Origin of the sequence: uncultured Jatrophihabitans sp. (assembly GCF_964251945.1) — a bacterium.
In the GTDB taxonomy this organism is placed as follows: domain Bacteria; phylum Actinomycetota; class Actinomycetes; order Mycobacteriales; family Jatrophihabitantaceae; genus Jatrophihabitans.
The window spans coordinates 848,293-871,642 of record NZ_CAXULP010000001.1 but is presented as its reverse complement, the minus strand read 5'-3'; the positions used below and the strand labels follow the sequence as shown (position 1 = coordinate 871,642).

The window sequence follows — 23,350 nt, the reverse complement described above, 5'->3', positions numbered from 1 at the left end:
GAACGCCATCTCCCGGCGTCAGACCAAGCTCGTCGACAGCCGGTCTAGCGGCCGAAGGCCATCCGGAACTCGCCCAACGAGAGGGTGAGCAGCGGCCGACGGCCGGTGAGAAACCCCAGCGGGCCGCCAGGGGTCGCCTCGAAAATGGAGCGGGAGAACGCCAGCGAGCCGCGCGCCACGACCGGGCTCACGACGGCGGCACCGGCACGCGACTGGGCGACCGCGAACCGGATCGGCAGCCGCCCTGGCAGCCGCAGCCGGCGTCGGAGGACGCCCGTCGCGATCGGCCCCTTCTCGTCCGAGGCGGCGAACCGGCCGTCGCCGACTGCGAATTCGGCCAGCTCCTTCGGGATCGCCCACAGCGCGCGGCCGCCGTCGCGCGAGGCGACGCTGTCGACCCAGATCGCGGTGATCGTCGGCCGCAGCCGCCAGCCGTGGCGCACCAGCACGGTGGCCATCAGCTCCTGATAGCTGAGCACGCCGCCCGGCTCGTAGGACACCCAGGCGGCGGTGACGACACCGAAGCGGCCCAGCCGGACCGGCGTGTGCCCGGGGGGCAGGTCCACCGGCACGTCGGCCAGCGGGACGAGAAACGCCGAGGCGTGCATCTGGCCGCGCAGGTCCCACGGCTGTGGCGGGTAGCCGGTCAACGGTCTTGGCTCGGCTGCGGCGAATCCGGTGGCGTGTCGCCCCGCTGCGGGGCCAACACGGGCAGCCGCAGCGCGCCGGGCGCGGTCTCCGGCACCGCCGGCCGCGTCGGCTCGACCGCCGGCACCGGCTCGTACGGCGCGCCCAGTGGGGCCCGCGCGTCGGCGTCGCCCCGGTTCGGCCACATCGCCATCGCCCGCTCGGCCTGCGCGGTGATCGTCAAGGACGGGTTGACGCCGAGGTTCACCGACACCGCCGAGCCGTCCACCACGTGCAGCCCGGCGTGTCCGTAGACGCGCTGATAGGCGTCCACGACTCCGGTCTGCGGCGAGTCGCCGATCACGCATCCGCCGATCAGATGTCCGGTGACCGGCATGTCGATGAGATCGCCCCACGAGCCGCCCGGCACGCCGTCGATGTGCTCGGCCACTCGCCGCGCGACCTCGTGGCCGGCCGGAATCCAGGCGGGGTTCGGCTCGCCTTCGCCTTGCGCGGACGTCAGGCGGCGGCGGCCCAGCCGGCCGCGTCGCAGCGTCGTGGTGATCGAGTTGTCGAGCGTCTGCATGACCAGCAGCACGATCGTCTGCTCCGACCAATGCCGCGGAGTGTGCAGCGCCGGGAGCTCGCGCAGCCGGGCGCGCATCTCACGCAGGCCGGCGCGCCAGCGGGCCACCGGCTGGTCGCCGTCGACGAGCACGGTGCCGAGCAACGCGAGCAGGTTCGACCCGCGCCCGTAGCGCACCGGCTCGACGTGCGTCACCGGGTCGGGATGGATCGAGGAGGTGATGGCGACGCCGCGACTGTAGTCGACGTCGTGCCCGCGGGCCCGCGCCGCGAGGATCGCCTCGGAGTTGGTGCGGGTCAGCTTCCCGACCCGCGGCGAGAGCCCCGGCAGCGACCCGTCCGCCCGCAACGCGTGCAGCAGCTTGGCAGTGCCCAGCGCGCCGGCGGAAAAGATCACCTGGTCGGCGGTGTCGATCTGCGTCGCAGAGCGCCGGCCGGCTCGCGGCCGTCCGGTCCGGTGTGAGTGGACGGCGTAACCGCCGTCCGTCCGCGGCCGGACGTCGTGCACCGTGCGCAGCGGCAGCACCTGCGCGCCGGCCTGTTCGGCGAGGTAGAGGTAGTTCTTGACGAGCGTGTTCTTCGCGCCGTGCCGGCAGCCGGTCATGCACTCGCCGCAGTGGGTGCACGAGCGGCGCGCCGGGCCGACGCCGCCGAAGTACGGGTCCGGCGTGTCGACGCCCGGCTTCGAGCCGAAGAACACGCCGACGTCCGCGTTGCGATACGTGGCGCCGATGCCCATCTCCTCGGCGACCGCCTTCATGACCCGGTCGGCAGGGGATACCCCAGGGTATGGGGTCACGCCCAGCATCCGGCGGGCCTGGTCGTAATACGGCTCGAGCTCCGCCGCCCAGTCGGTGATGTGCCCGAGCTGCGGGTCGGCGAACACCGCGGCCGGCGGCTGGTAGAGCGTGTTCGCGTAGCCGAGCGAGCCGCCGCCGACGCCCGCGCCGGTCAGCACCAGCACGTCGCGCAGCGGTGTGATCCGGAAGATGCCGTGGCAGCCGAGCGCCGGCGCGAACAGGTAGTCGCGCACATGCCACGAGCTCTTCGGCAGGTCGGCGTCGGCAAACCGGCGGCCGGCTTCGAGCACGCCGACCCGGTAGCCCTTCTCGGTCAGCCGCAGCGCGCTGACGCTGCCGCCGAAGCCCGAGCCGATGATCAACACGTCGTAATGAGTCACCAGGCGACCTCGATGGGATGAGCAGTCATGCGAGCACTCCGCCGAGCAGGGTGTCGACGAAACGTCGGGCACGCTTGGACCGCGTCCGGCCGGTCGTCCCGTGCAAGGCGAGCGCGGCGTCCAGGCCAGGCTCGAACGGCGCGAGCGCAAGATGCGGGAGCAGCAGCACCAGCAGCGAGATCAACGCGTCCAGGTCGGCGTCGGGTCGCAGCTCGCCAGCGGTCACGGCGTTGCGCAGCAGCGGCCGCAGCCCTGCCGCGTAGAGCCGGTGGACGGGCGCGCGAACGGCCTCGCGGACGTCCGGGTCGAGTTCCATGGTCGTCGCCGCGGTGACGCCGCGCTCGAGCGGATGCTCGGCCATATAGGCGATCCACACGTCGACGAGCCCGGCCACGTGATCGACCAGCGACTCGCCGTCGCCGGGCGCCTGCAGGTAGGGCTGCATGTGGGCGTAGATCCGCAGCGACGCCTCTTCGGCGACGTGGGCGAAGAAGTCGGACTTGTCGTCGAAGTACTGAAACAGCGAGCCCTTCGCCACGCCGGCCTCGCGCGCGATGACGTTCAGGCTGCCGCCCGAGTAACCGTGCCGGCCGAATTCGGCCATCGCCGCGTCGAGCACGCGACGGCGGCGGTCGGGCGCGAGGTTGTCCCAGGTTGGCCGTGGCATTTGCACCTCCTCGACAGCGCTGACATAGTCACTATGACCGGGTGGTCACATTCAGGCAAGAGGGGGCGGCGTTTCGTTGAGCGCGCAGGTGTGTGTCATCGGGGCAGGGTCGTCCGGCATCGCGGCGTGCCAGGTGCTGCAGGCCCGCGGCATCGAATTCGACTGCTACGAAGCCGGCTCGGAGGTCGGCGGCAACTGGCGCTACCTGAACGACAACGAGATGTCCTCGTCCTACCGGTCCTTGCACATCAACACCTCGCGCGAGGTGATGGAGTACCGCTCGTTCCCGATGCGGCACGACTACCCGACCTACCCCAACCACGCGCAGATCGCCGAGTACTTCGACCGGTTCGTCGACCACTTCGGCCTCCGCGACCGCATCCGGTTCCGCACCGAGGTCGTGTCGGTCGTTCCGGACGGCGGCGAGTGGGTGGTCGGCGTCCGGGCGCGCGGCTCGGCCGATGTCGTCGAGCGCCGTTACGCCGCCGTGCTCGTCGCGAACGGCCACCACTGGGATCCGCGCTGGCCGGAGCCCGCTTTCCCCGGCGCCGAGACCTTCACCGGCGAGCAGGTCCACTCGCACCACTACAAGACCTTCGACGGCTACGAGGGCAAGCGGGTGCTCGTGCTCGGCATCGGCAACTCCGCGTGCGACATCGCCGTCGAGACGTCCCGGGTGTCCGAGCGCACCTTCCTCGCGATGCGTCGCGGCGCGCACGTCATTCCCAAGTACGTGTTCGGCATCCCGACCGACCATCTGACGACGTCGCCGCTGGCCCGGGTGGGCTCGTTCGCGATCCAGCGAGCACTGCTCTCGCTGATCATGCGGGCCGTGCGCGGCGACGTGACGAAGTACGGCCTGCCCAAGCCGGACCACAAGATCGCCTCGGCGCACCCGACGATCTCCGACGACCTGCTCGTGCGGCTCGGCCACGGCGACGTCGCGGTCAAGCCGAACATCGCGCGGCTCGACGGCGACACCGTGCACTTCGTCGACGGCTCGTCGGAGCGGATCGATGTGATCGTCTACTGCACGGGCTACAAGATCAGCTTTCCGTTTTTCGACGAGTCGTTGGTGAATGCCCAGGACAATGACATCTCGCTGTATCACCGGGTGGTCGACCCGGCGCATCCCGGGCTCTACTTCGTCGGCCTGGTGCAGCCGCTCGGCGCGATCATGCCGCTCGCCGAGGCGCAGGCCGAATGGGTGGCCGACCTGCTGGACGGGACCGCGACGCTGCCGTCCGACGCCGCCATGCAGGCGGAGATCGCGTCCTATCGGCGGGCGCTCGCGAAGCGCTACGTGCGGTCGAAGCGGCACACCATCCAGGTCGACTTCCTGGAGCACCTCGGCGAGCTGCGCCGCGAGCGCACGGCGGGCCGGCGCCGGGTCGGGCAGCCCCGTTCGCTGCCCTCTCCCGCGCGTGTCGCCGTCAGTGGTCAGTTGGACAGGTGAGTGGTCAGCCGCACCCGACCACTGACACGCGCAAGTGACCACTGACGACAGGGCTCGAGACGATTTGGGTGTGACCGTGGAACTACTGGACCCGTCCCGCGCCGCCGAACTCCAACGCGAGCACTTCACCTATCCCGAGGTCGGGCGTTCCGCGGGTCCGCTTCCTGACGGGTACCAGCACATCGCCCGGACGCGCACGCTCAGCGGATCGAGCGATTTCGACGTGCTCGTCGACCGCTTGATGACCTGGCAGGTTCAGTCGCGCGCCGGATTGCGAGTCGCGGCGTCATCGCAGCGCGTCGAGGCGGACGCCGTCACGCTGATGCGTCTCGGAGTCGGCCCGCTCGCGATCACAATCCCGTGCCGGGTGGTGTATGTGATCGAGGAGGCGGACCGCCGTGGCTTCGCCTACGGCACGCTGCCCGGACATCCCGAATCGGGCGAGGAGTCGTTCGTCCTCGAGCGCACGGCAGCGGGCCGGATCGAGTTCACCGTCTCCGCGTTCTCTCGACCCGCGACGAGGTTGGCTCGACTCGGCGGCCCGATGACGACGCTCATGCAGCGCCTGATGACCGACCGCTACCTACGCGCGCTCAGTTGACTGGTGCGATAACGGCTCAATGGCGCGTGATAACGCACCACTCAGCGCGGAACGCACCAGTCAGCCGGGCGGGGCGGGCGGACTGGACGGGGCGGACGGGTCGGACGAGACGGCGCCGACGTATTCCTGCAGCAGCGGCATCAGCCGGGTGCGGCGAGGCACCGCGCCCACCTGGCGCACCGCGCGGCCGACTGCCGGCCCGGCCGCGTGCACGATCGACAGGTGCCGCTGCGCACGGGTCATCGCCGTGTAGACGAGCGGACGCGACAGCAAGCCACCGGCTTCGGGCGGCAACACGACGACCACGGCTGGGAACTCCGAGCCCTGCGCGCGGTGCACCGTGATCGCCCAGCCGTGCAGCAGGTCGCCGAGCGCCTTGCCGCGCACCTGCGCCGGCCCAGACGCGAACTCGACCGTCACCGCGCCGTCGGCGCCGACGTCGTCGACCACGCCCACCTCGCCGTTCGCGTAGCCGGCGGGCTCGGCCTCGAGGTGGTTGGCGGTCGCCACGACGCGATCGCCCGGGTCGAACCGCCGCTTGCCCGAGCCCGGGTTGAGCGCCGCCTTCAGCGCAGCGTTCAGCCCCTGCGTGCCCGCCGGTCCGCGGTGCACCGGCGTGACGACCTGGACGCTGTCCGCCGCGATGCCGAGCGCCCGCGGGATCGAGTCGGTGACGAGCTGCACGACGCGGTGCGCCGCTTCAGCGGAGCCGCGCGCCGGCACGACCACCACTTCGCGGGTCGGGTCGTCGACGGCCGGCAACTCGCCCTCGCGCACCGCCGCCGCGAGCCGGGCGATCGTGCCGCCCTCCGCCTGGCGGTACAGCTGGGTGAGCTCGGTGACGTGTAGGACGGCGGAGTCGATCAGGTCGCCGAGCACTCGCCCCGGCCCGATGGACGGCAGCTGCGCGGCGTCGCCGACGAACACGAGGTGCGTGCCGTCGGCGCAGGCGGACAGCAGCGCGTCGGCCAGCTCGACGTCCAACATCGACGTCTCGTCGACCACGACGACGTCCTCGTCGAGCGGCGCGTCCTCGCCGCGGGCGAACCCGCCGTCGAAGCGCACGCCGCCTTCGGACTGCCGCGGCTGCGCGCCGAGCAGCCGGTGCAGCGTGGAAGCCGGCGAGCCGCACAGCTCCTCCAGCCGCTTCGCCGCGCGGCCGGTGGGCGCGGCCAGCGCGATGGACCGGCCGGCCGCCTCGGCCTGCGCGACGATCGTCGCCACGGTGCGGCTCTTGCCGGTGCCGGGGCCGCCGGTGAGCACGCTGACGCCCGCGGTGAGCGCGGCGGTGACGGCCGACTGCTGGTTGTCGTCGAGGTCGGCGGCACGGCGGGCCGCCTTCTTCGGGACGTCGATCGGCTTGGCGGTGGCCAGCAGCCGGGCGACGCCCTGCGCGATGCCGTCCTCGGCCTCGGCGTAGCGCGCCAACGCGAGCTGGCCGTCGTCGGACTCGACCACCGCGCCGGACTCGAGCGCCGCGCCGACCGCCACCTCGACGTCGCCGAGTCCGAACTGCGCCAGCTCGCCGACCACGTCCGGCCGCGCCGCCCAGGTGTGCCCATCCCGTCCGCGCCGGGCGAGCACCCAGCCGGCGAGCGCACGCGCCCGCCGCAGGTCGTCGCGTTGGACGCCGGGCAGCGCCGACCGCGCGACCCGGTCCGCCTCGGACGGTGACACTCCGTACACGCTCAGTAATCGCCACGGGTCGTCGCGGAGCAGCCGGGACGCCGGCGGCCCGAGCAGGTCGACGGCGCGCCCCACGATCCGGGCGTCGAGACCGGCCGCGACGATCAGCTCGGCGACCTCATATGCGGGCGTAGCCGCGATGAACGACGACACCAGCCGCCCGGCCCGCTGCGGCCCGACTTTCGGCAGCGCCGCGAGCGCTGTGGCGCTGACGTCCTGCGGAGCGCGGATGCCGTGGTCGGCGAGTTCGGCAGCGAGCCGGCGGCCAAGTCCTGGCCACAGCCCGGCCTCGCAGAACGCTGCGAAGACCGGATCGACGCCGGAACCGCCGCCTGGTTCCGCACCCGGAGCGGCCCGTGAATCGTCGGCTGCCACGCCGGCGCTCAGCCCACCATTTCGAGGGCCACGCTCTCGGGGTAGCCGAGAATGGGCGCGGACACGTCGTCGAGCGCGCTGCGGATCTCGCTCGGCAGGTCCAGCGTCTCCGATACCAGCGCCGCGGTGAGCTGGCCCAGGGTGCGCGCGCCCACGATCGGCGCGGCCACGCCGGGCCGGTCCCGCACCCAGGCCAGCGCGATGGCGATCGGCGAGGTCGCCAGGCCCTCGGCCGCAGTCGCCACCGCCTCGACGATGCCGTGGGTCGCCGGGTCGTCGAGATCGGCCAGATGCCGGGTGCCCAACGCCGCCCGGGAGTCCGAGGGGATGCCAGCGCGGTACTTGCCGGTGAGCGCGCCGCCGCCGAGCGGCGAGTACGGCAGCAGGCCCACGCCCAGCGCCGCGCAGGCCGGCACGACCTCGCGCTCGACGCCGCGGTCCAGCAGCGAGTACTTCACCTGGTTCGAGACGATCGGCGCGTAGCCGGCCTTGGCCGCCTGCAGGGTGGCCGCGTGGGCCGTGCGCCAGCCGTCGTAGTTCGACACCCCGACGTAGCGCGCCTTGCCGGCCGACACCGCGGCGTCGAGCGCGGACAGCGTCTCCTCGATCGCCACCCGCGGGTCCGGGACGTGCACCTGCCACAGGTCGAGGTAGTCGGTGCCCAGCCGGCGCAGCGAGGTCTCCAGGTCGCTCAGCAGCCGGCCGCGGGACGCGTCGACCCGCGCTTCGCCGTCGACGATCCGGTGGCCGGCCTTGCCGGCGAGCACCAGCTCCTCGCGCGGCACGACGTCGGCGATCAGCCCGCCGAGGATCGACTCCGCTTCGCCGCCGGCGTAACCGACCGCCGTGTCGACGAGGGTGCCGCCCGCGTCGTGGAACTCCACCAGGATCGCGGCGGCCTCGTCCGCGTCCGTGTCCTGCCCCCAGCGCCACGTGCCGAGCCCGAGGTGCGAGACCGTCAGCCCGCTGCGGCCGACCGAACGGAGTTTCACGCCCAGAAGCTACCTCGGGAGTCCGGGCCGGCCGACGCCGCTCGCTAAGGTTGCTCGGTGCGGCTCGGACTCAACCTCGGTTACTGGGGCCTGCGTGGCTCCGAGAGCAATGAGCTCTCCGTCGTGCGGGAGGCCGAGCGACTCGGTTTCTCGGTCGTGTGGACCGCGGAGGCGTACGGCTCGGACGCGGTCTCCGTCCTCGCCTGGCTCGCCGCGCAGACCTCCAGCATCGAGCTGGGCAGCGCGGTTCTGCAGATTCCGGCCCGGACGCCGACGATGACGGCGATGACCGCCGCGACGCTCGACGCGCTCTCCGGCGGCCGGTTCCGGCTCGGCCTCGGCGTGTCCGGCCCGCAGGTGTCCGAGGGCTGGCACGGCGTGCGGTTCGCCAAGCCGCTCGCCCGCACTCGCGAATACGTCGACATCGTCAACATGGCGCTGAGCCGCGAGCGGGTGCGTTACGAGGGTCAGACATACACGCTGCCGCTGCCTGACGGGCCGGGCAAGGCGCTGCACCTGATGCTGCACCCGACCCGCGAGCACATCCCGATCTACCTCGCCGCGATCGGGCCGAAAAACCTCGAGCTGGCCGGCGAGCTCGCCGACGGCTGGCTGCCGGTCTTCTTCGCGCCGTCCTACGCGCACGAACAGCTTGCGACGGTCGCCGCCGGGCGGGCGAAGGCCGGCAAGGATCTCAGCGGCTTCGATGTCGCCCCGACCGTCCCGCTGTCGGTCGGCGATGACCTGGAGGCGTGCGCGCTGCCGGTCCGGCCGTACGCCGCGCTCTACGTCGGCGGGATGGGCAGCCGCGAGCAGAACTTCTACAACGCGCTGGCGACGCGCATGGGCTACGCGGACGCCGCGGCCGAGGTCCAGGAGCGCTACCTCTCGCGGGACTACGACGGCGCCGCCGCGGCCGTCCCGTTCGAGTTCGTCGACAGCACGTCGCTGCTCGGCCCGGTCGACCGGCTCGCCGACCGGATGGCGGAGTTCGCCGGCGCGGGCGTCACCACGCTGTCGGTGGCGCCGTACGGCGCCACGGTCGAGGAGCAGTTGGCCGGGCTGCGCGCCGCGGCGGAGGCGCTCGACGAGTCCGGCGTCGGCGCATGACGCTGCTGCAGGCGATCGTCCTGGGCATCGTGCAGGGTCTGACCGAATTCCTGCCGGTGTCGTCCACCGCGCATCTGCGGATCGTGCCGGTGCTGTTCGACTGGCACTTCCACTACAAGGGCCAGCCCACGTCGGACGACCCCGGCGCCGCGTTCACCGCGATCATCCAGCTGGGCACCACCCTCGCCATCGTCATCTATTTCTGGCGCGAGCTGCTGCACGTCGTCGTCGCCTGGTTCCGCGGGATCCGCGACCGCTCCGTGCGCAGCTCGCTGGAGTACAAGCTGGGCTGGTACCTCATCCTGGCGACGATCCCGGTCAGCGTCTTCGGCCTGGTGTTCAGCAAGCAGATCGAGACCGGCGCTCGCAACCTGTGGCTGATCGCCTGCACGCTTATCGCGCTCGCCGGCATCCTCTATGCGGCGGAGAAGCTCGGTTCGCGCGAACGGGGCGAAGAGGAGATCAACACCACCGACGCCATCGCCGTCGGCACCGCCCAGGCGCTCGCCTTAATTCCGGGCGCCTCCCGGTCCGGCACCACGATCACCGCGGGGCTGTTTCGCGGCATGACCCGCGAGGCCGCCGCGCGCTTTTCCTTCCTGCTGTCCATTCCGGCCGTGGTGCTGTCCGGCGGCTACGAGGCGATCAAACCCGGCGACTCGAAGTCCCCAGGCGTCGGGCTCACCGGCGTCGCGGTGCTCTTCGCGTTCATCGTCGGGCTGGCCTCCATCCACTGGCTGATGCGCTGGCTGACGAACCACACCACCTACGTCTTCATCTGGTACCGCGTGGCGCTCGGCATCCTGCTGATCGTGCTGCTGGCGACCAACGTCATCTCCGCCACCTGACCCGTGTCCACGCTGCTCCTCGTCCGCCACGGCCTGACCCCGATGACCGGACCGGTGCTCGCCGGCCGCACGCCCGGCGTCCATCTGGACGACCGCGGCCGCAAGCAGGCGGCCGCAGTGGGGGAGCGGATCGCCGTGCTGCCGCTCGCGGCGATCGTCAGCAGCCCGCTCGACCGCTGCCTGGAGACCGCCCAGGCCATCCGCGACGCGCAGGGCGGCGAGCCGCGGTGGGCCGTCGACGACCGGCTCATCGAGGTCGGCTACGGCGACTGGACCGGCAAGGCGCTGAAAGATCTCGCGAAGGAGCCGCTCTGGAAGGTGGTGCAGGCACAACCGTCCGCGGTGCGATTTCCGAATGGCGAGGGGCTGGCGGAGATGGCCGCGCGGGCCGTGGGCGCCATCCGCGACTGGGACGACCAGCTCGGCGAGGACGCGGTCTGGGTGGCGTGCAGCCATGGCGACGTGATCAAGGCGATCGTCGCGGACGCCCTCGGCCTGCATCTCGACCAATACCAGCGCATCGTCCCGGACCCCTGCTCGGTGACCGTGATCCGGTACACGAAGACCCGGCCCTACGTGATCCGCGTCAACGACACCGGCGGCGACCTGGCCGGCTTCGCCCCGGCAAAGCGTCGTCGTCGCAAGAGCGCCGCCAGCGACGCGACGATCGGCGGCGGCACCGGCGGCGGGGCAGTCTGAGGCTGGCTAGGCTGATCGCAATCATGCGGCAACTCCACGTCTTCGAACGCCCGGCCCGCTTCGTCGCCGGCACCGTCGGCGAGCCTGGGGATCGCACGTTCTATCTGCAGGCCGCCGACGGCAACCGCGTCGTGTCCGTGGCGCTGGAGAAGCAGCAGGTCGTGGTGCTGTCCGACCGGCTCGACCAGCTGCTGGAAGAAGTGGTGACGCGCACCGGCACCGCGCTGCCGGCGACCGGCTCTGCCGCCGGCGACAACGACGCGCTGGAGCAGCCGGTCGACGAGGAGTTTCGGGTCGCCGCCATGGGCCTGGCGTGGGACGGCGACGCCGGCCTGGTGGTGATCGAGGCGCAGGCGCCGGTCGAGTCGAGCGAAGAGGCCGAGCAGACCCTGCTGGAGGACGTCGAAGAGGGTCCGGACGCGCTGCGCGTGTTGCTCGAGCCGGGCGACGCGCGGGCCTTCGTCGAGCGGGCCCGCCGGCTCGTCTCCGCTGGCCGCCCGCCGTGCCCGCTGTGCGGCCAGCCGCTCAATCCCGCGGGCCACGTCTGCGTGCGGCTCAACGGCTACCATCGCGGCATCTCGCTCAACCCCTGACGCCAGTGATCGTGAATTGCGTCGGCGCTCGTGACTGAGGAACCGGCGGGCGAGGGCGAGCTCACCGCGCCGGTGCGGCTTGCGGTCGACGGCGGCGCGGGCATCTCGGCCGACGACGCCGTCACGCTGCTGAGCGCAGGGGAGCTGTCCATCGAGGGCCGGGTCATGGACGCCTCGAACGCCACCTTCTACTGCGGCGTGACATTCGACAGCGCGTCCGCCGCCTGCGTCTACAAACCGGTGGCCGGCGAGCGCCCGCTCTGGGACTTTCCGACCGGCACGCTGGCCGAGCGCGAAGTGGCCGCGTACGAGGTGTCCGCGGCGAGCGGCTGGGCGATCGTCCCGCCGACGGTGTATCGCGAGGGCCCGGCCGGCCCCGGGATGGTGCAGCTGTGGGTCGAGATCGACGAGTCGATCGACATCGCCCGCTTCATGCGCCGGCGCGACATGGAGCGGCTGCGCGAGATCGCGGTGTTCGACGCGGTGATCAACAACGCCGACCGCAAGGGCGGCCACCTGCTGCCGACCGACGACGGGCACGTGTACGGCATCGACCACGGCGTCACGTTCAGCGTCGAGGACAAACTGCGGACAGTGTTGTGGCAATGGGCCGGCGCGCGGCTGACCGGCCATGCGCTCGACGCCCTCGGCCGGCTGCGGACCGAGCTCGACGGCGCGCTCGGCGAGCGGTTGGCCGCGCTGCTGACCAGGCACGAGGTCCGGTCAACCCGCTCGCGGGTCGACCGGCTGCTGTCGACCGGGCGGCACCCGCAGCCCGGCGGCGACTGGCCCGCCGTCCCGTGGCCGCCGATCTAGGACTGGGTGACGAGCTCGTCCAGCCGGGTCAGCGTGCCCTTGATGCCGGCGCGGTTCTTTTTCGGAAATCCCACGAGCTTGAGGAACAACCGGTTCCAGACATGCCTGGCGTCCCACTGCTCGGTGACGGTGGTGCCGCCGCCCGGCGCGGGCTCGAACGTGTAGCGCCAGATGTGGCCATTGAAGTGCCGCCAGGCGATCCGCTTGCCGTCGTCGAATTCCACGACGGTGTTCATGACCTTGTACGGCGCGCCGATCTTCATGTCGACGGAGAACTTCGCCCCCGCGGACAGCCGTTCCGGGCCGCCGGTGCGCAGCGCCTGCACGGTGCCGGAGCCGTCGATCTTCGGGTGCATCGCCGGGTCGGCGACGATGTCGAACAACCGTTGCGGATCGGCGGCGATGGTGCGGGACTCGCTGACGAGATAGTCGCTCATGCTCACGGAGTCTGCCTGATGCCCGCCGAGTCTGCCTGATCACCGCCTCGATAAGTTGACCGGCATGGACACCTGGCCGTCGCCCGCGGTCCCGGTGCTTCCCGGCAACGGCGGCACGCTGCGGTTGTTCGACACCGCGAGCGGCTCGGTGCGCGACACTGCGCCCGGCGGCGCGGCCCGCATGTACGTCTGCGGGATCACCCCGTACGACGCGACCCACCTGGGCCACGCCGCGACCTACCTCGCGTTCGACCTCGTGTACCGGGTGTGGCTCGACGCCGGGCGCGGGCCGGTCCACTACGTCCAGAACGTCACGGACGTCGACGATCCGCTGCTCGAGCGCGCCGCGCACACCGGCGAGAACTGGACGGAACTCGCCGAGCGCGAGATCCAGCTGTTCCGCGACGACATGACGGCGCTGCGCGTGTTGCCGCCGCACGAGTACGTCGGGGCGGTGGAGGCGATTCCGGAGATCACCGAGGCGGTCGGCCGACTGCTCGAGCGAGACGGCGCGTATCAACTGGACGACGATGTCTATTTTCCGGTGTCGGCGGCGACCGGTTTCGGCGCCGAGTCGCATTACGACCGCCAGACGATGCTCAGGCTGTTCGCCGAGCGAGGCGGCGACCCGCAACGGCACGGCAAGCGCGACCCGCTCGATTCGCTGCTGTGGCGTTCGCGCCGCGTCGGCGAGCCGTATTGGGAGACCCCCCTCGGCGCCGGCCGCCCCGGCTGGCACATCGAGTGCAGCGTGATCGCGCTGAACCGCCTCGGGATGGGGTTCGACGTTCAGGGCGGCGGCTCGGACCTGATCTTCCCGCACCACGAGCACTCAGCCGCGCACGCTGAGGCGCTCACCGGCGAGGCGCCGTTCGCCCGGCACTACGTGCACACCGGCATGGTCGGGCTCGACGGCGAGAAGATGAGCAAGTCGCGCGGCAACCTGGTGCTGGTGTCCAAGCTGCGGGCCGCGCGCGTCGACCCGATGGCCATTCGGCTGGCGCTGTTGGACGGCCATTACCGCGCCGACCGGGAGTGGACGGGCGGGCGGCTCAAGGCCGCCGAGGCCCGGCTGGCGCGGTGGCGCGCGGCCACCGCGTTGGCCGCGGCGCCGCCCGCCGAATCGCTGCTGCGGGCGGTTCGGGCCCGGCTCGCCGACGACCTCGACACCCCCGGCGCCCTCACGGCGGTCGACGGCTACGTCGCCGCCGCGCTCGACGGGGACGCGCTGCCAGCCGGCGCCGGGCCGGGCGGCCCGCGGCTGTTGCGCGACCTCGTCGACGCCCTGCTCGGCGTCGCGCTGTAGCCCTTGGCGCTGGGACTCAGCCCTGGGAGAAGGGGCCGCCGCCGGCGTGTCCGCCGCCGTGGTCGCGTCGGCGCAGGTAGCGCTCGAACTCCCGCGCGATCGCGTCGCCGGAGGCCTCGTGCATCTCCGAACGGTCGATCTCGTCGTCGCGTTCTTCCAGGTTGCGGATGTACTCCGTCACCTCGTCGTCCTCGGCGGCCATCTCGTCGACCAGCTTCTGCCACTCGTCGCGCTGCTGCGGCAGCTCGGCGAGCGGGATCGGGATGTCCAGCACCTCTTCGACGCCGTGCAGCAGCGCGAGAGTGGCCTTCGGGTTCGGCGGTTGCGACACGTAGTGCGGCACGCCGGCCCAGAACGACAGCGCGGGAATGCCGCTGGCGACGCAGGCGTCCTGCAGCACGCCGACGATGCCCGTCGGGCCCTCGTACCGCGAGCGCTCCATCCCGAAGCGGGCCGCCGACTCCGGGTCGTACGCGGTGCCGGTGACCTGCGTCGGCCGGGTGTGCGGCGTGTCGGACAGCAGCGCTCCTAACGTCACCACGACCCGGATGTCGAGGGCGTGGATGATCGCGAGCAGCTCGCCGCAGAACGAGCGCCAGCGCATGTTCGGCTCGATGCCGTGGACGAGCACCAGGTCGAACTCCGCGCCCGGCGGCCGGCAGTAGGAGAACCGGGTGGTGGGCCAGGAGATCCGCCGCGAGATCCCGTCGACGAGCGACACCGACGGCCGGTTGACCTGGAAGTCGTAGTAGTCGTCGGGATCGAGCTCGGTCACCGGCTGGGCGTCCCACACCAGCTCGAGGTGCTCGATGGCCCCGCTCGCCGCGTCCCCGGCGTCGTTCCAGCCCTCGAAGGCGGCGACGAGAACCGGATTGACGAGCTCGGGCCACGCGTCCTCGGCTTCGCGGTCGGTCGCGTCGTTGTCCGCAGAAGTCACCGAAGGGGCTCCCGGAGCAGGCGGGCCGTCATGCCGCCAAGCCTACGTCGAGGGGCCGCGCCGCCCCGGCAACCGTGGGAACTTCGGCGCTGACGTCGGCAGTATCAGCGCCCGCGCGCAGGCCGCACTCCGTATGCTTGACGGGATCTGAGACCGGCCGTCACCGGCGCACCCGAGGGCTGATTTCACGGAGTGAGAAAGTTGCCCGAGAACCACACCGTCCGACCGGACTGCACCGAAGCGCTCTCCCGCCTTCTGCGATCGCGCATCCTGCTGCTCGACGGCGCCATGGGCACGATGATCCAGCGGCACGGCTACAGCGAAGGCGACTACCGCGGCGAGCGGTTCGCGGACTGGCCCAGCGACCTGCGCGGCAACAACGACCTGCTCAGCCTCACCCAGCCGGACGCCATCGCCGCGATCCACCACGCCTACCTCGACGCCGGCGCCGACCTGATCGAGACCAACACGTTCAACGCGCAGCGGATCTCGTTGGCCGACTACGGCATGCAGGAACTCGCCTACGAGCTGAACCTCGCCTCGGCCCGGCTGGCCCGCGCGGCCTGCGACGAGGCCACCGCGGCCGACGCGGACCGCCCGCGCTTCGCCGTCGGCGCGCTCGGCCCGACCAACCGGACGGCCTCGATCTCGCCGGACGTCAACGACCCGGGCGCCCGGAACACCAGCTTCGCCGAACTCGTCGACGCGTATCTCGAGCAGGCGAACGGGCTGGTCGACGGCGGCGTGGACGTGCTGCTCATCGAGACGATCTTCGACACGTTGAACGCCAAGGCCGCCATCTTCGCCGTGGAGACGCTGTTCGAGGAGCGCGGGTGCCGGTGGCCGGTGATGATCTCGGGCACGATCACCGACGCGTCCGGCCGCACGCTGTCCGGTCAGGTGACCGAGGCGTTCTGGAACTCCGTGCGGCACGCAAAGCCGCTGCTCGTCGGACTCAACTGCGCGCTCGGCGCCGGCGAGATGCGCCCCTACCTGGCCGAGCTCGTGCGCGTGGCGGACTGCTTCATCTCCTGTTATCCGAACGCGGGTTTGCCGAACGCGTTCGGCGAATACGACGAGTTGCCGGACCAGACGTCGACGGTGTTGCGCGAATTCGCCGGCAGTGGGCTGGTCAACGTCCTGGGCGGCTGCTGCGGCACGACGCCCGACCACATCGCGGCCACTGCGCGGGCCGTCGCCGGGCTCGACCCGCACGTGCCGACGTCGCGGCCACCGGCGCTGCGGCTGTCCGGCCTCGAGCCGCTCGACATCACCGGCGACTCGCTGTTCGTCAACGTCGGCGAGCGGACCAACATCACCGGCTCGGCGCGATTCCGGCGGCTGATCCGCGACGGCGACTACAACGCGGCGCTGTCGGTCGCCCGCCAGCAGGTTGAGAACGGCGCGCAGATCATCGACGTCAACATGGACGAGGGCATGATCGACGGCGTCGCGGCGATGGACCGTTTCACGAAGCTCATCGCCAGCGAGCCGGACATCAGCCGCGTCCCGATCATGGTCGACTCCTCGAAGTTCGAGGTGATCGAGGCCGGGTTGCGCTGCGTCCAGGGAAAGCCGATCGTCAACTCGATCTCCATGAAGGAGGGCGAGGAGAAGTTCCGCCGCGAGGCGCGGCTGTGCCGCAAGTACGGCGCCGCGGTGGTCGTGATGGCCTTCGACGAGGACGGCCAGGCCGACAACCTGCAGCGGCGGATCTCCATCTGCGAGCGCGCGTACCGCATTCTCGTCGACGAGATCGGGTTCCCCGCCGAGGACATCATCTTCGACCCGAACATCTTCGCGCTCGCGACCGGCATCGAGGAGCACGCCAACTACGGCGTCGACTTCATCGACGCCACCCGGTGGATCAAGCAGAACCTCCCCGGCGCCCTGGTGTCCGGCGGCGTGTCGAATGTGTCGTTCTCCTTCCGCGGCAACAACGCCGTGCGCGAGGCGATCCACGCCGTGTTCCTGTTCCACGCCATCGCGGCCGGGATGGACATGGGCATCGTCAACGCCGGCGCCCTTGTGCTCTACGACCAGGTAGACCCGAGGCTGCGCGAGCGCATCGAAGACGTCGTGCTCAACCGCCGCCCGGACGCCGCCGAGCGGCTGCTCGAGGTCGCCGCCGAGTTCGCCGGCGACGGCAAGACGGTGGAGACGGTCGGCGAGCAGTGGCGCGAGCTGCCGGTCGACGAGCGGATCACGCACGCGTTGGTGAAGGGCATCGACGACTATGTCGAGGCGGACACCGAGGAGCTCCGCGCGATCATCGACGACCGCGGCGGCGCGCCGATCGAGGTGATCGAGGGTCCGCTGATGGCCGGCATGAACGTCGTCGGCGACCTCTTCGGCGCCGGCAAGATGTTCCTGCCGCAAGTGGTGAAATCCGCGCGGGTGATGAAGAAGGCCGTCGGCTATCTCATCCCGTTCATCGAGGCCGGGAAGGCCGCCGCGCTCTCAGCCGGCACGGGCGATGCAGCCGACGCCGCCGGCAGCGCCGGCAGCCGCAAGGACACCAACGGCACGGTCATCATGGCCACCGTCAAGGGCGACGTGCACGACATCGGCAAGAACATCGTCGGCGTCGTGCTGCAGTGCAACAACTACGAGGTGATCGACCTCGGCGTCATGGTCCCGGCGCAGAAGGTGCTCGACGCCGCGCGCGAGCACCGCGCGGACATCATCGGCCTGTCCGGGCTGATCACGCCGTCGCTGGACGAGATGGTCAACTTCGCCGCCGAGATGGAGCGGCAGGGGCTGGACATCCCACTGCTCATCGGCGGCGCGACGACCTCGCGCGCGCACACGGCCGTCAAGGTCGACAAGCAGTATCACGGCCCGGTGGTGTGGGTGAAGGACGCGTCACGCTCCGTGCCGGTGGTCGCGGCGCTGCTGTCCGACGCCCAACGTCCCGCGCTGCTCGCCGACGTGGCCGCCGACTACGACGCGTTGCGCGAGCGACACGCCGCCCGCGCCGACGCCAAGCCGCTCGTCCCGATCGAGACGGCGCGGGCGAACCGCACGCCGATCGACTGGACGGGCTACCGACCGCCGCGACCGCACCTGATCTCGCGGCAGGCGCGCGACATGCACGCCGGCGATAGGGCGCGCAGCAGGCGGACCCAATTCGTGAAGACCGTGCAGCGCTATTCGCTGGCCGAGCTGCGCGAGTTCATCGACTGGCAGCCCTTCTTCACCGCCTGGGAGATGAAGGGCCGCTACCCCGACATCCTCAACCACCCGGTGTCCGGCGATGCCGCGCGCAAGCTCTGGGACGACGCGCAGGACATGCTGGACCGGATCGTCGATGAGAACTGGCTGCGCGCCGACGGCGTCGTCGGACTGTTCCCGGCGAACGCCGTCGGCGACGACGTCGCGGTCTACACCGATGAGGGCCGAAGTGAAGTGCTGACCACGCTGCGTTTCCTGCGCCAGCAGGGCGAACACCGTCCCGGCGTGCCGAACCGGTCGCTGGCCGATTACGTGGCGCCAGCCGAGACCGGCCTCGCGGATTACGTCGGCGCGTTCGCCGTCACCGCCGGGCTCGGCAGCGAGGAACGCGTCGCCGACTTCAAGAAGGGCTTCGACGACTACAGCGCGATCCTGCTCGAGTCCCTCGCCGACCGGCTCGCGGAGGCGTTCGCCGAGCGCCTGCACGAGCGGGTGCGCACCGAGTTCTGGGGGTACCAGCCGGACGAGTCGCTCGGCGTCGCGGACCTGCTGCACGAGCACTACACCGGCATCCGTCCGGCACCCGGTTACCCCGCGTGTCCGGAGCACACCGAGAAGCAAACACTGTGGTCGCTGCTCGACGTCAAGGCGAACGCCGGCATCGAGCTCACCGAGAGCATGGCGATGTGGCCGGGCTCGTCGGTCAGCGGCTGGTATTTCGCGCATCCGGAATCGCGGTACTTCACGCTCGGCCGGATCGGCCGGGACCAGGTCGAGGACTACGCCGGCCGCAAGGGCTGGACGCTCGCCGAGGCAGAGCGTTGGCTGTCGCCGAACCTCGGCTACCGCACCGACGACGAGTGAGCCGCGACCGTCACCTACCGCGCCGCGACCGTCACCTACCGCGCAGCGACCGTCACGCGCCGCAAGCGCCGCTTCACGCCGGGATGTCGGCCAGGCTGTCGTAGACGTCGATCACTTCGTCCAGCCGGGAGATGCGCAGGACCTTGCGCAGGTGCGGGCGCGGGCAGACCAGCACCAGCCGGGTGCCGCCCGTCAGGTGTTTGGCGACGCCGACCAGGGTGCCCAACGCGGACGAGTCCAGGAAATCGGTCTCGGTGAGGTCGACGATCAGCCGCGGCGCGCCGCTGTCGCGGGCCTCGAGCAGCGCGGCGCGCAACTGCGGAGCAGTGAAGTTGTCCACCTCGCCGGCGACCCCGACGACCACCGCGGCCTCGGCCGTGCGGCGCTCAAGCCGCAATGCCACGGAAACCTCCGATGATCCCCGGTGTCGGGGGCGGCGCCAGTTATCCTGGCAGCCACCAGTTTGCAACTGACGAGGATATCCGCTTTCATGCGCCAGGGCGACGACAGCGACGCTCCGCAGACAGCGCGCGCCGGCGTCTTCGACCTGCGCACAGAGCTTGGCCGCGACCTCGCCGCCGTCGACTGGGCGAGCACGGGCGTGGGGCCGCCGGACATGTGGCCGGCCAGCCTGGTGAACACCGTCCGGCTGATGACCGGCTCGAAATTCGCGATGTGGATGGCGTGGGGCGCGGACCTGACGTTCTTCTGCAACGACGCGTACCGGCTCGACACCCTCGCCGCCAAGTACCCGTGGGCGCTCGGCCGCCCGGCGCGGGAGGTGTGGGCGGAGATCTGGCCGGACATCGGCCCGCGGATCGACTCGGTGGTCACCACGGGGGAGGCCACCTGGGACCAGGGCCTGCTGCTCTTTCTCGAACGCAGCGGCTATGTCGAAGAGACCTACCACACCTTCTCCTACAGCCCGGTGACCGGCGACGACGGTCGCGTGGCCGGCATGCTCTGCGTCGTCAGCGAGGACACCGCCCGGGTGGTCGGGGCGCGGCGGATGGCTTTGCTGCGCGACCTCGGCGGCGCGCTGGCCGGCGCGAGCACTGTCGACGAGGTCGGCTACGCCATGCACCAGCAGCTGAGCAGCGACCCCTGGGATCTGCCGTTCGCGATGACCTATCTGTTCGACCCGGACGCCCGGGCAGCGCGGTTGCGCTGGAGCAGCGGCGTCGCCGCCGGCGCCGACATCGCGCCGTTAATCGTGCGCGCAGACGAGCGGGGCGCGCGCTGGCACCCCGCGCTGTTCGGCGCCGCCGGCAGCCAGCTGCTCACGGATCTCACCGACGTCGCCGACCTGCCGGTCGGCGGGTGGGCCGAGCCGCCCCGGCAGGCGCTGTCCGTGCCGTTGCTCCGGGTGGGCGAGCAGGCGCCGTACGGCTACCTGATCGCCGCGCTCAACCTGTACCGCGAGCTGGACGAGGACTACCGCGGCTTCGTCGAGCTCGTCGCCGGCCAGCTCGCCGCGGCGATCGCCCGGGCCCGCGCCTTCGAGCAGGAGCGCGACCGCAGCGAGCGGCTCGCCGAGCTCGACCGCGCCAAGACCACCTTCTTCACCAATGTCAGCCACGAGCTGCGGACCCCGCTGACCCTGTTGCTGGGCCCGGCCGAGGACGCGCTCAACGAGCCGGACAGCGGCCTCGACGCGACCTCGCGACGCCGCTTCGAAGTGGTTCAGCGCAACGGCGAGCGGCTGCTCAAGCTCGTCAACACGCTGCTCGACTTCTCTCGCCTCGAGGCCGGCAGCGTCGAGCCGGTCTTCGAACAGCTCGACCTGCGCCGCTACACCGTCGAGCTGACGCAGATGTTCGAGTCGGCGTTCGAGCGGGCCGGCCTACGGCTCACCATCGACTGCGCCGCGCTGCCGAAGCGACCCTACGTCGACCGCGAGATGTGGTCGAAGATCGTGCTCAACCTCGTGTCCAACGCGTTGAAAGCGACGTTCACCGGCGGCGTCACCGTGCGCCTGCGGGCCGCGGCCGCCGACGCCGACGCCGACGCCGACGCCGACGCCGAAGAGATGGTGCTCGAGGTCGCGGACACCGGGGTCGGCATCCCGGTCGAGGAGCAGCCGCGGCTGTTCGAGCGGTTCCACCGCGTCACCGGCGCGCAGTTGCGCTCGCACGAGGGCTCCGGCGTCGGGTTGGCGCTGGTGGCCGAGCTCGCCGCACTGCACGGCGGCTCGGTGGAGGTGCTGAGCGAGCCAGGCGTCGGCAGCACGTTCACCGTCCGGATCCCGTTCGGGCGAGCGCACCTGAGCCCGGCCCGGGTGGCCGACACGCCGGTCGACGAGGTCCCGGAAGTCGCCCGCTACGGCGCCGGCTACCTCGCCGAGACGTTGCGCTGGGTCACGCCCCGCTCGGCCCGGCCCGCCGGCGACAGCACGCTTGCCGGCCGTCCGCGAATCCTGGTCGTCGACGACAACCCGGACATGCGCGATTACGTGTCCGAGCTGCTGGCGCGCGACTACGCCGTGGACAGCGCGGCAGACGGGGCGGCCGCGCTCGAGCGGGTCCGCGCCGCGCCGCCGGATCTCGTGCTCACCGACGTGATGATGCCGGTGCTCGACGGCTTCGGCCTGCTCGCTGCCGTCCGCGCGGATCCGGCGACCATGCACATCCCGGTGGTCATGCTGTCCGCGCGCTCCGGCGACGACGCGACGGTCGAGGGCTTGGACGCCGGCGCCGACGACTACCTCGTCAAGCCCTTCTCCGCGCGCGAGCTGCTCGCCCGGGTGCGGGCCAACCTCGAGCTGGATCGGACACGCCGTTTGGTGGCCGAGCTGCAGCGCACGCAGGAACTGCTCGACCACGCCGAGAGCCTCGCCCACGTCGGCAGCTGGGAGGTCGACCTGGAAACCGAGCAGGTGTGGATGTCGCCTGAGCTGCACCGGATCAACGGCGTTGCGCCGGGGGCCGAGCCGACGGTGTCGCTGTCGGCCGCGCTGTCGACGCTCGACGAGGTCAGCGTCGAGCTGTTCAACGAAGCCGCTGACGAGGCGCTTGCCGGCGACAAGCCGATCGACGTGGAGCTGCACGGCGTGCGGCCGGACGGCATGCCCTTCCTCGTGCGGGTTCGGGCGGTGGCGACCAAGGACGGCGACGGAAGGCCGCTGCACCTGCGCGGCAGCACGCAGGACATCACCGAGCAGCGGGCGGCGGAGATCGAGCTGGCGGCCGCGCACGCCGAACGGGAGGCCGCGGCCCGCGAGCACGCGATCGCGACGGAGCTGCAGCAGAGCCTGCTGCCGCCGCGCAGCTTCCACGCGCCGCACCTCGAGATCGCCGCTTACTACCGGGCCGGCGTCGAGGGCACCCAGGTCGGCGGCGATTGGCAGGACGTCATCGACCTCGGCGACGGGCGCACCGCGCTGGTGATCGGCGACGTCATGGGCCGCGGCGTGCGAGCGGCGGCAGTGATGGGCCAGCTGCGCGCGGCGGTGCGCGCCTATGCCCGCCTCGCCCTGCCGCCGGCGCGGGTTGTCCGGCTGTTGGACGAGACGGTGCGCGAGATCAGCGCGGACACCATCGTGACGTGCGTGTACGCGGTGTTCGACCCGGCCCGGCAGACCCTGGACTACTGCAACGCCGGCCACCTGCCGCCGCTGCTGACCGACCCGGACGGGACGACGCGCCAGCTCGTCGCCGGCGGCCCGCCGCTCGGCGCGAGCAATCAGGCGGACGCCGGCGAGACGGTCGCGCTGACGCCCGGCACGTTGGTCACCATGTACACCGACGGCCTTGTCGAGCGGCGGGGCTCGGACCTCGACGACGGCATCGCGCAGCTGGCCGGCCTGGTCTCCGCCGCCACCGTGCCGCTTGCCGACCTGCCTACGGCCTTGACCGACGCGCTGCTCGCCGACGCCCCGGACGACGACGTCGCCCTGCTGCTGTGCCGGGTGAAGGACGAAGCCGCGCAGGAACGCTCGGCGCGTCACGTGGTCGAGCACGACGATCTCGCGTTGGCGCGGGCCCGCGCGTTCGTCGGCGGCACGTTGACGGGCTGGGGCGTCGGGGACGACATCGCGTTCGACGCCGAGCTTGCCGTCAGCGAGCTGGCGACGAACGCGCTCAAGCACGGCCAGCCGCCGGTGCAGGTCACCGTTCGTTCGGCGGGCGCGGCGATCGTGCTCGAGGTGCTGGACGCCGGGCCTGGCGCGCCCCGAATGACGACCGCCCAGCCGGACGCCCCTGGCGGGCGGGGCCTGTTGATCGTGGCGGCGATGTCCGCCTCGTGGGGCGTCCGACCGGCCGCGAGGGGCAAGACGGTCTGGTGCCGATTCGAGGCGCCGCCGGCCAGCGCTGCGCCGATGCCGACCTCCGGCTGACCAGGCTGCAGTGAGGCCGACCGGCCGCGAGTGGGATGGTGCAGCAGCTCGTCCTGGGCTG

At 71.6% G+C, this 23,350-nt stretch carries 18 protein-coding genes; 10 read left to right on the top strand and 8 right to left on the bottom strand.

Annotation, left to right across the window (positions count from 1 at the left end; all coding sequences use genetic code 11):
• Window positions 1-44: 44 nt before the first annotated feature.
• From ACFFBG_RS04015 to ACFFBG_RS04005, 3 genes are read right to left on the bottom strand one after another with little or no spacing between them, the layout of a single operon-like run.
• Window positions 45-650: an acetoacetate decarboxylase family protein gene (locus ACFFBG_RS04015; RefSeq protein WP_375475814.1), complete on the bottom strand. Its 606-nt coding sequence runs from the start codon at window positions 648-650 to the stop codon at window positions 45-47.
• Window positions 647-2,392, bottom strand: coding sequence for a GMC oxidoreductase (locus ACFFBG_RS04010; RefSeq protein ID WP_375475812.1), 1,746 nt, complete (start codon window positions 2,390-2,392; stop codon window positions 647-649). The genes ACFFBG_RS04015 and ACFFBG_RS04010 overlap by 4 nt, the downstream gene beginning before the upstream one ends.
• Window positions 2,393-2,417: 25 nt before the next feature.
• Window positions 2,418-3,059 (bottom strand): TetR/AcrR family transcriptional regulator, encoded by a 642-nt coding sequence (locus tag ACFFBG_RS04005; RefSeq protein WP_375475810.1) that lies wholly within the window; start codon window positions 3,057-3,059, stop codon window positions 2,418-2,420.
• A 76-nt stretch (window positions 3,060-3,135) separates the two neighbouring features.
• Here ACFFBG_RS04005 and ACFFBG_RS04000 point away from each other — a divergent pair, with 76 nt between their 5' ends.
• Window positions 3,136-4,515, top strand: a complete 1,380-nt coding sequence (locus ACFFBG_RS04000) for an NAD(P)-binding domain-containing protein (protein WP_375475808.1) — start codon at window positions 3,136-3,138, stop codon at window positions 4,513-4,515.
• A gap of 70 nt (window positions 4,516-4,585) precedes the next feature.
• Window positions 4,586-5,116 (top strand): DUF1990 family protein, encoded by a 531-nt coding sequence (locus tag ACFFBG_RS03995; RefSeq protein WP_375475806.1) that lies wholly within the window; start codon window positions 4,586-4,588, stop codon window positions 5,114-5,116.
• A gap of 60 nt (window positions 5,117-5,176) precedes the next feature.
• Here ACFFBG_RS03995 and ACFFBG_RS03990 read toward each other — a convergent pair whose 3' ends face one another.
• Window positions 5,177-7,177 (bottom strand): AAA family ATPase, encoded by a 2,001-nt coding sequence (locus ACFFBG_RS03990; RefSeq protein WP_375475804.1) that lies wholly within the window; start codon window positions 7,175-7,177, stop codon window positions 5,177-5,179.
• Window positions 7,178-7,185: 8 nt separating this feature from the next.
• The gene (locus tag ACFFBG_RS03985; protein ID WP_375475802.1) at window positions 7,186-8,169 is read right to left on the bottom strand and encodes an aldo/keto reductase; all 984 of its coding nucleotides are present in this window, start codon (window positions 8,167-8,169) and stop codon (window positions 7,186-7,188) included.
• Window positions 8,170-8,226: 57 nt separating this feature from the next.
• On the opposite strand from ACFFBG_RS03985, the gene ACFFBG_RS03980 reads away from it, so the two are divergent.
• The 5 genes from ACFFBG_RS03980 to ACFFBG_RS03960 are packed head-to-tail and all read left to right on the top strand — an operon-like array spanning window position 8,227 to window position 12,235.
• A complete protein-coding gene (locus ACFFBG_RS03980; protein WP_375475800.1) occupies window positions 8,227-9,279 on the top strand; it encodes an LLM class F420-dependent oxidoreductase in 1,053 nt (350 codons plus the stop codon).
• Window positions 9,276-10,127 (top strand): undecaprenyl-diphosphate phosphatase, encoded by an 852-nt coding sequence (locus tag ACFFBG_RS03975; protein WP_375475798.1) that lies wholly within the window; start codon window positions 9,276-9,278, stop codon window positions 10,125-10,127. The genes ACFFBG_RS03980 and ACFFBG_RS03975 overlap by 4 nt, the downstream gene beginning before the upstream one ends.
• Window positions 10,128-10,130: 3 nt before the next feature.
• Window positions 10,131-10,826 carry a histidine phosphatase family protein gene (locus ACFFBG_RS03970; RefSeq protein ID WP_375475796.1) on the top strand — a complete coding sequence of 232 codons (696 nt, stop codon included), beginning with the start codon at window positions 10,131-10,133 and terminating at the stop codon, window positions 10,824-10,826.
• Between the two features lie 20 nt (window positions 10,827-10,846).
• Entirely contained in the window at window positions 10,847-11,419 is a 573-nt protein-coding gene (locus ACFFBG_RS03965; protein WP_375476255.1) for a DUF3090 domain-containing protein, read from the top strand.
• A gap of 30 nt (window positions 11,420-11,449) precedes the next feature.
• Window positions 11,450-12,235 carry an SCO1664 family protein gene (locus ACFFBG_RS03960; RefSeq protein ID WP_375475794.1) on the top strand — a complete coding sequence of 262 codons (786 nt, stop codon included), beginning with the start codon at window positions 11,450-11,452 and terminating at the stop codon, window positions 12,233-12,235.
• Here the strand turns inward: ACFFBG_RS03960 and ACFFBG_RS03955 are convergent.
• A complete protein-coding gene (locus tag ACFFBG_RS03955; RefSeq protein ID WP_375475792.1) occupies window positions 12,232-12,672 on the bottom strand; it encodes an SRPBCC family protein in 441 nt (146 codons plus the stop codon). The two genes, ACFFBG_RS03960 and ACFFBG_RS03955, sit on opposite strands and share 4 nt — an antisense overlap.
• Window positions 12,673-12,736: 64 nt before the next feature.
• On the opposite strand from ACFFBG_RS03955, the gene mshC reads away from it, so the two are divergent.
• A complete protein-coding gene (gene mshC / locus ACFFBG_RS03950) occupies window positions 12,737-13,978 on the top strand; it encodes a cysteine--1-D-myo-inosityl 2-amino-2-deoxy-alpha-D-glucopyranoside ligase (RefSeq protein ID WP_375475790.1) in 1,242 nt (413 codons plus the stop codon).
• 16 nt (window positions 13,979-13,994) lie between these two features.
• On the opposite strand, the gene ACFFBG_RS03945 is transcribed toward mshC, so the two are convergent.
• Window positions 13,995-14,915 carry a PAC2 family protein gene (locus ACFFBG_RS03945; RefSeq protein ID WP_375475788.1) on the bottom strand — a complete coding sequence of 307 codons (921 nt, stop codon included), beginning with the start codon at window positions 14,913-14,915 and terminating at the stop codon, window positions 13,995-13,997.
• 201 nt (window positions 14,916-15,116) lie between these two features.
• On the opposite strand from ACFFBG_RS03945, the gene metH reads away from it, so the two are divergent.
• On the top strand, window positions 15,117-18,953 hold the full coding sequence (gene metH, locus ACFFBG_RS03940) for a methionine synthase (RefSeq protein ID WP_375475786.1): 3,837 nt from the start codon (window positions 15,117-15,119) through the stop codon (window positions 18,951-18,953).
• Between the two features lie 73 nt (window positions 18,954-19,026).
• Here the strand turns inward: metH and ACFFBG_RS03935 are convergent, their stop codons facing one another.
• Entirely contained in the window at window positions 19,027-19,356 is a 330-nt protein-coding gene (locus tag ACFFBG_RS03935; RefSeq protein ID WP_375475784.1) for an STAS domain-containing protein, read from the bottom strand.
• Window positions 19,357-19,443: 87 nt separating this feature from the next.
• Here ACFFBG_RS03935 and ACFFBG_RS03930 point away from each other — a divergent pair, with 87 nt between their 5' ends.
• The gene (locus ACFFBG_RS03930) at window positions 19,444-23,289 is read left to right on the top strand and encodes a SpoIIE family protein phosphatase (protein ID WP_375475782.1); all 3,846 of its coding nucleotides are present in this window, start codon (window positions 19,444-19,446) and stop codon (window positions 23,287-23,289) included.
• The last annotated feature ends 61 nt before the right edge of the window (window positions 23,290-23,350 follow it).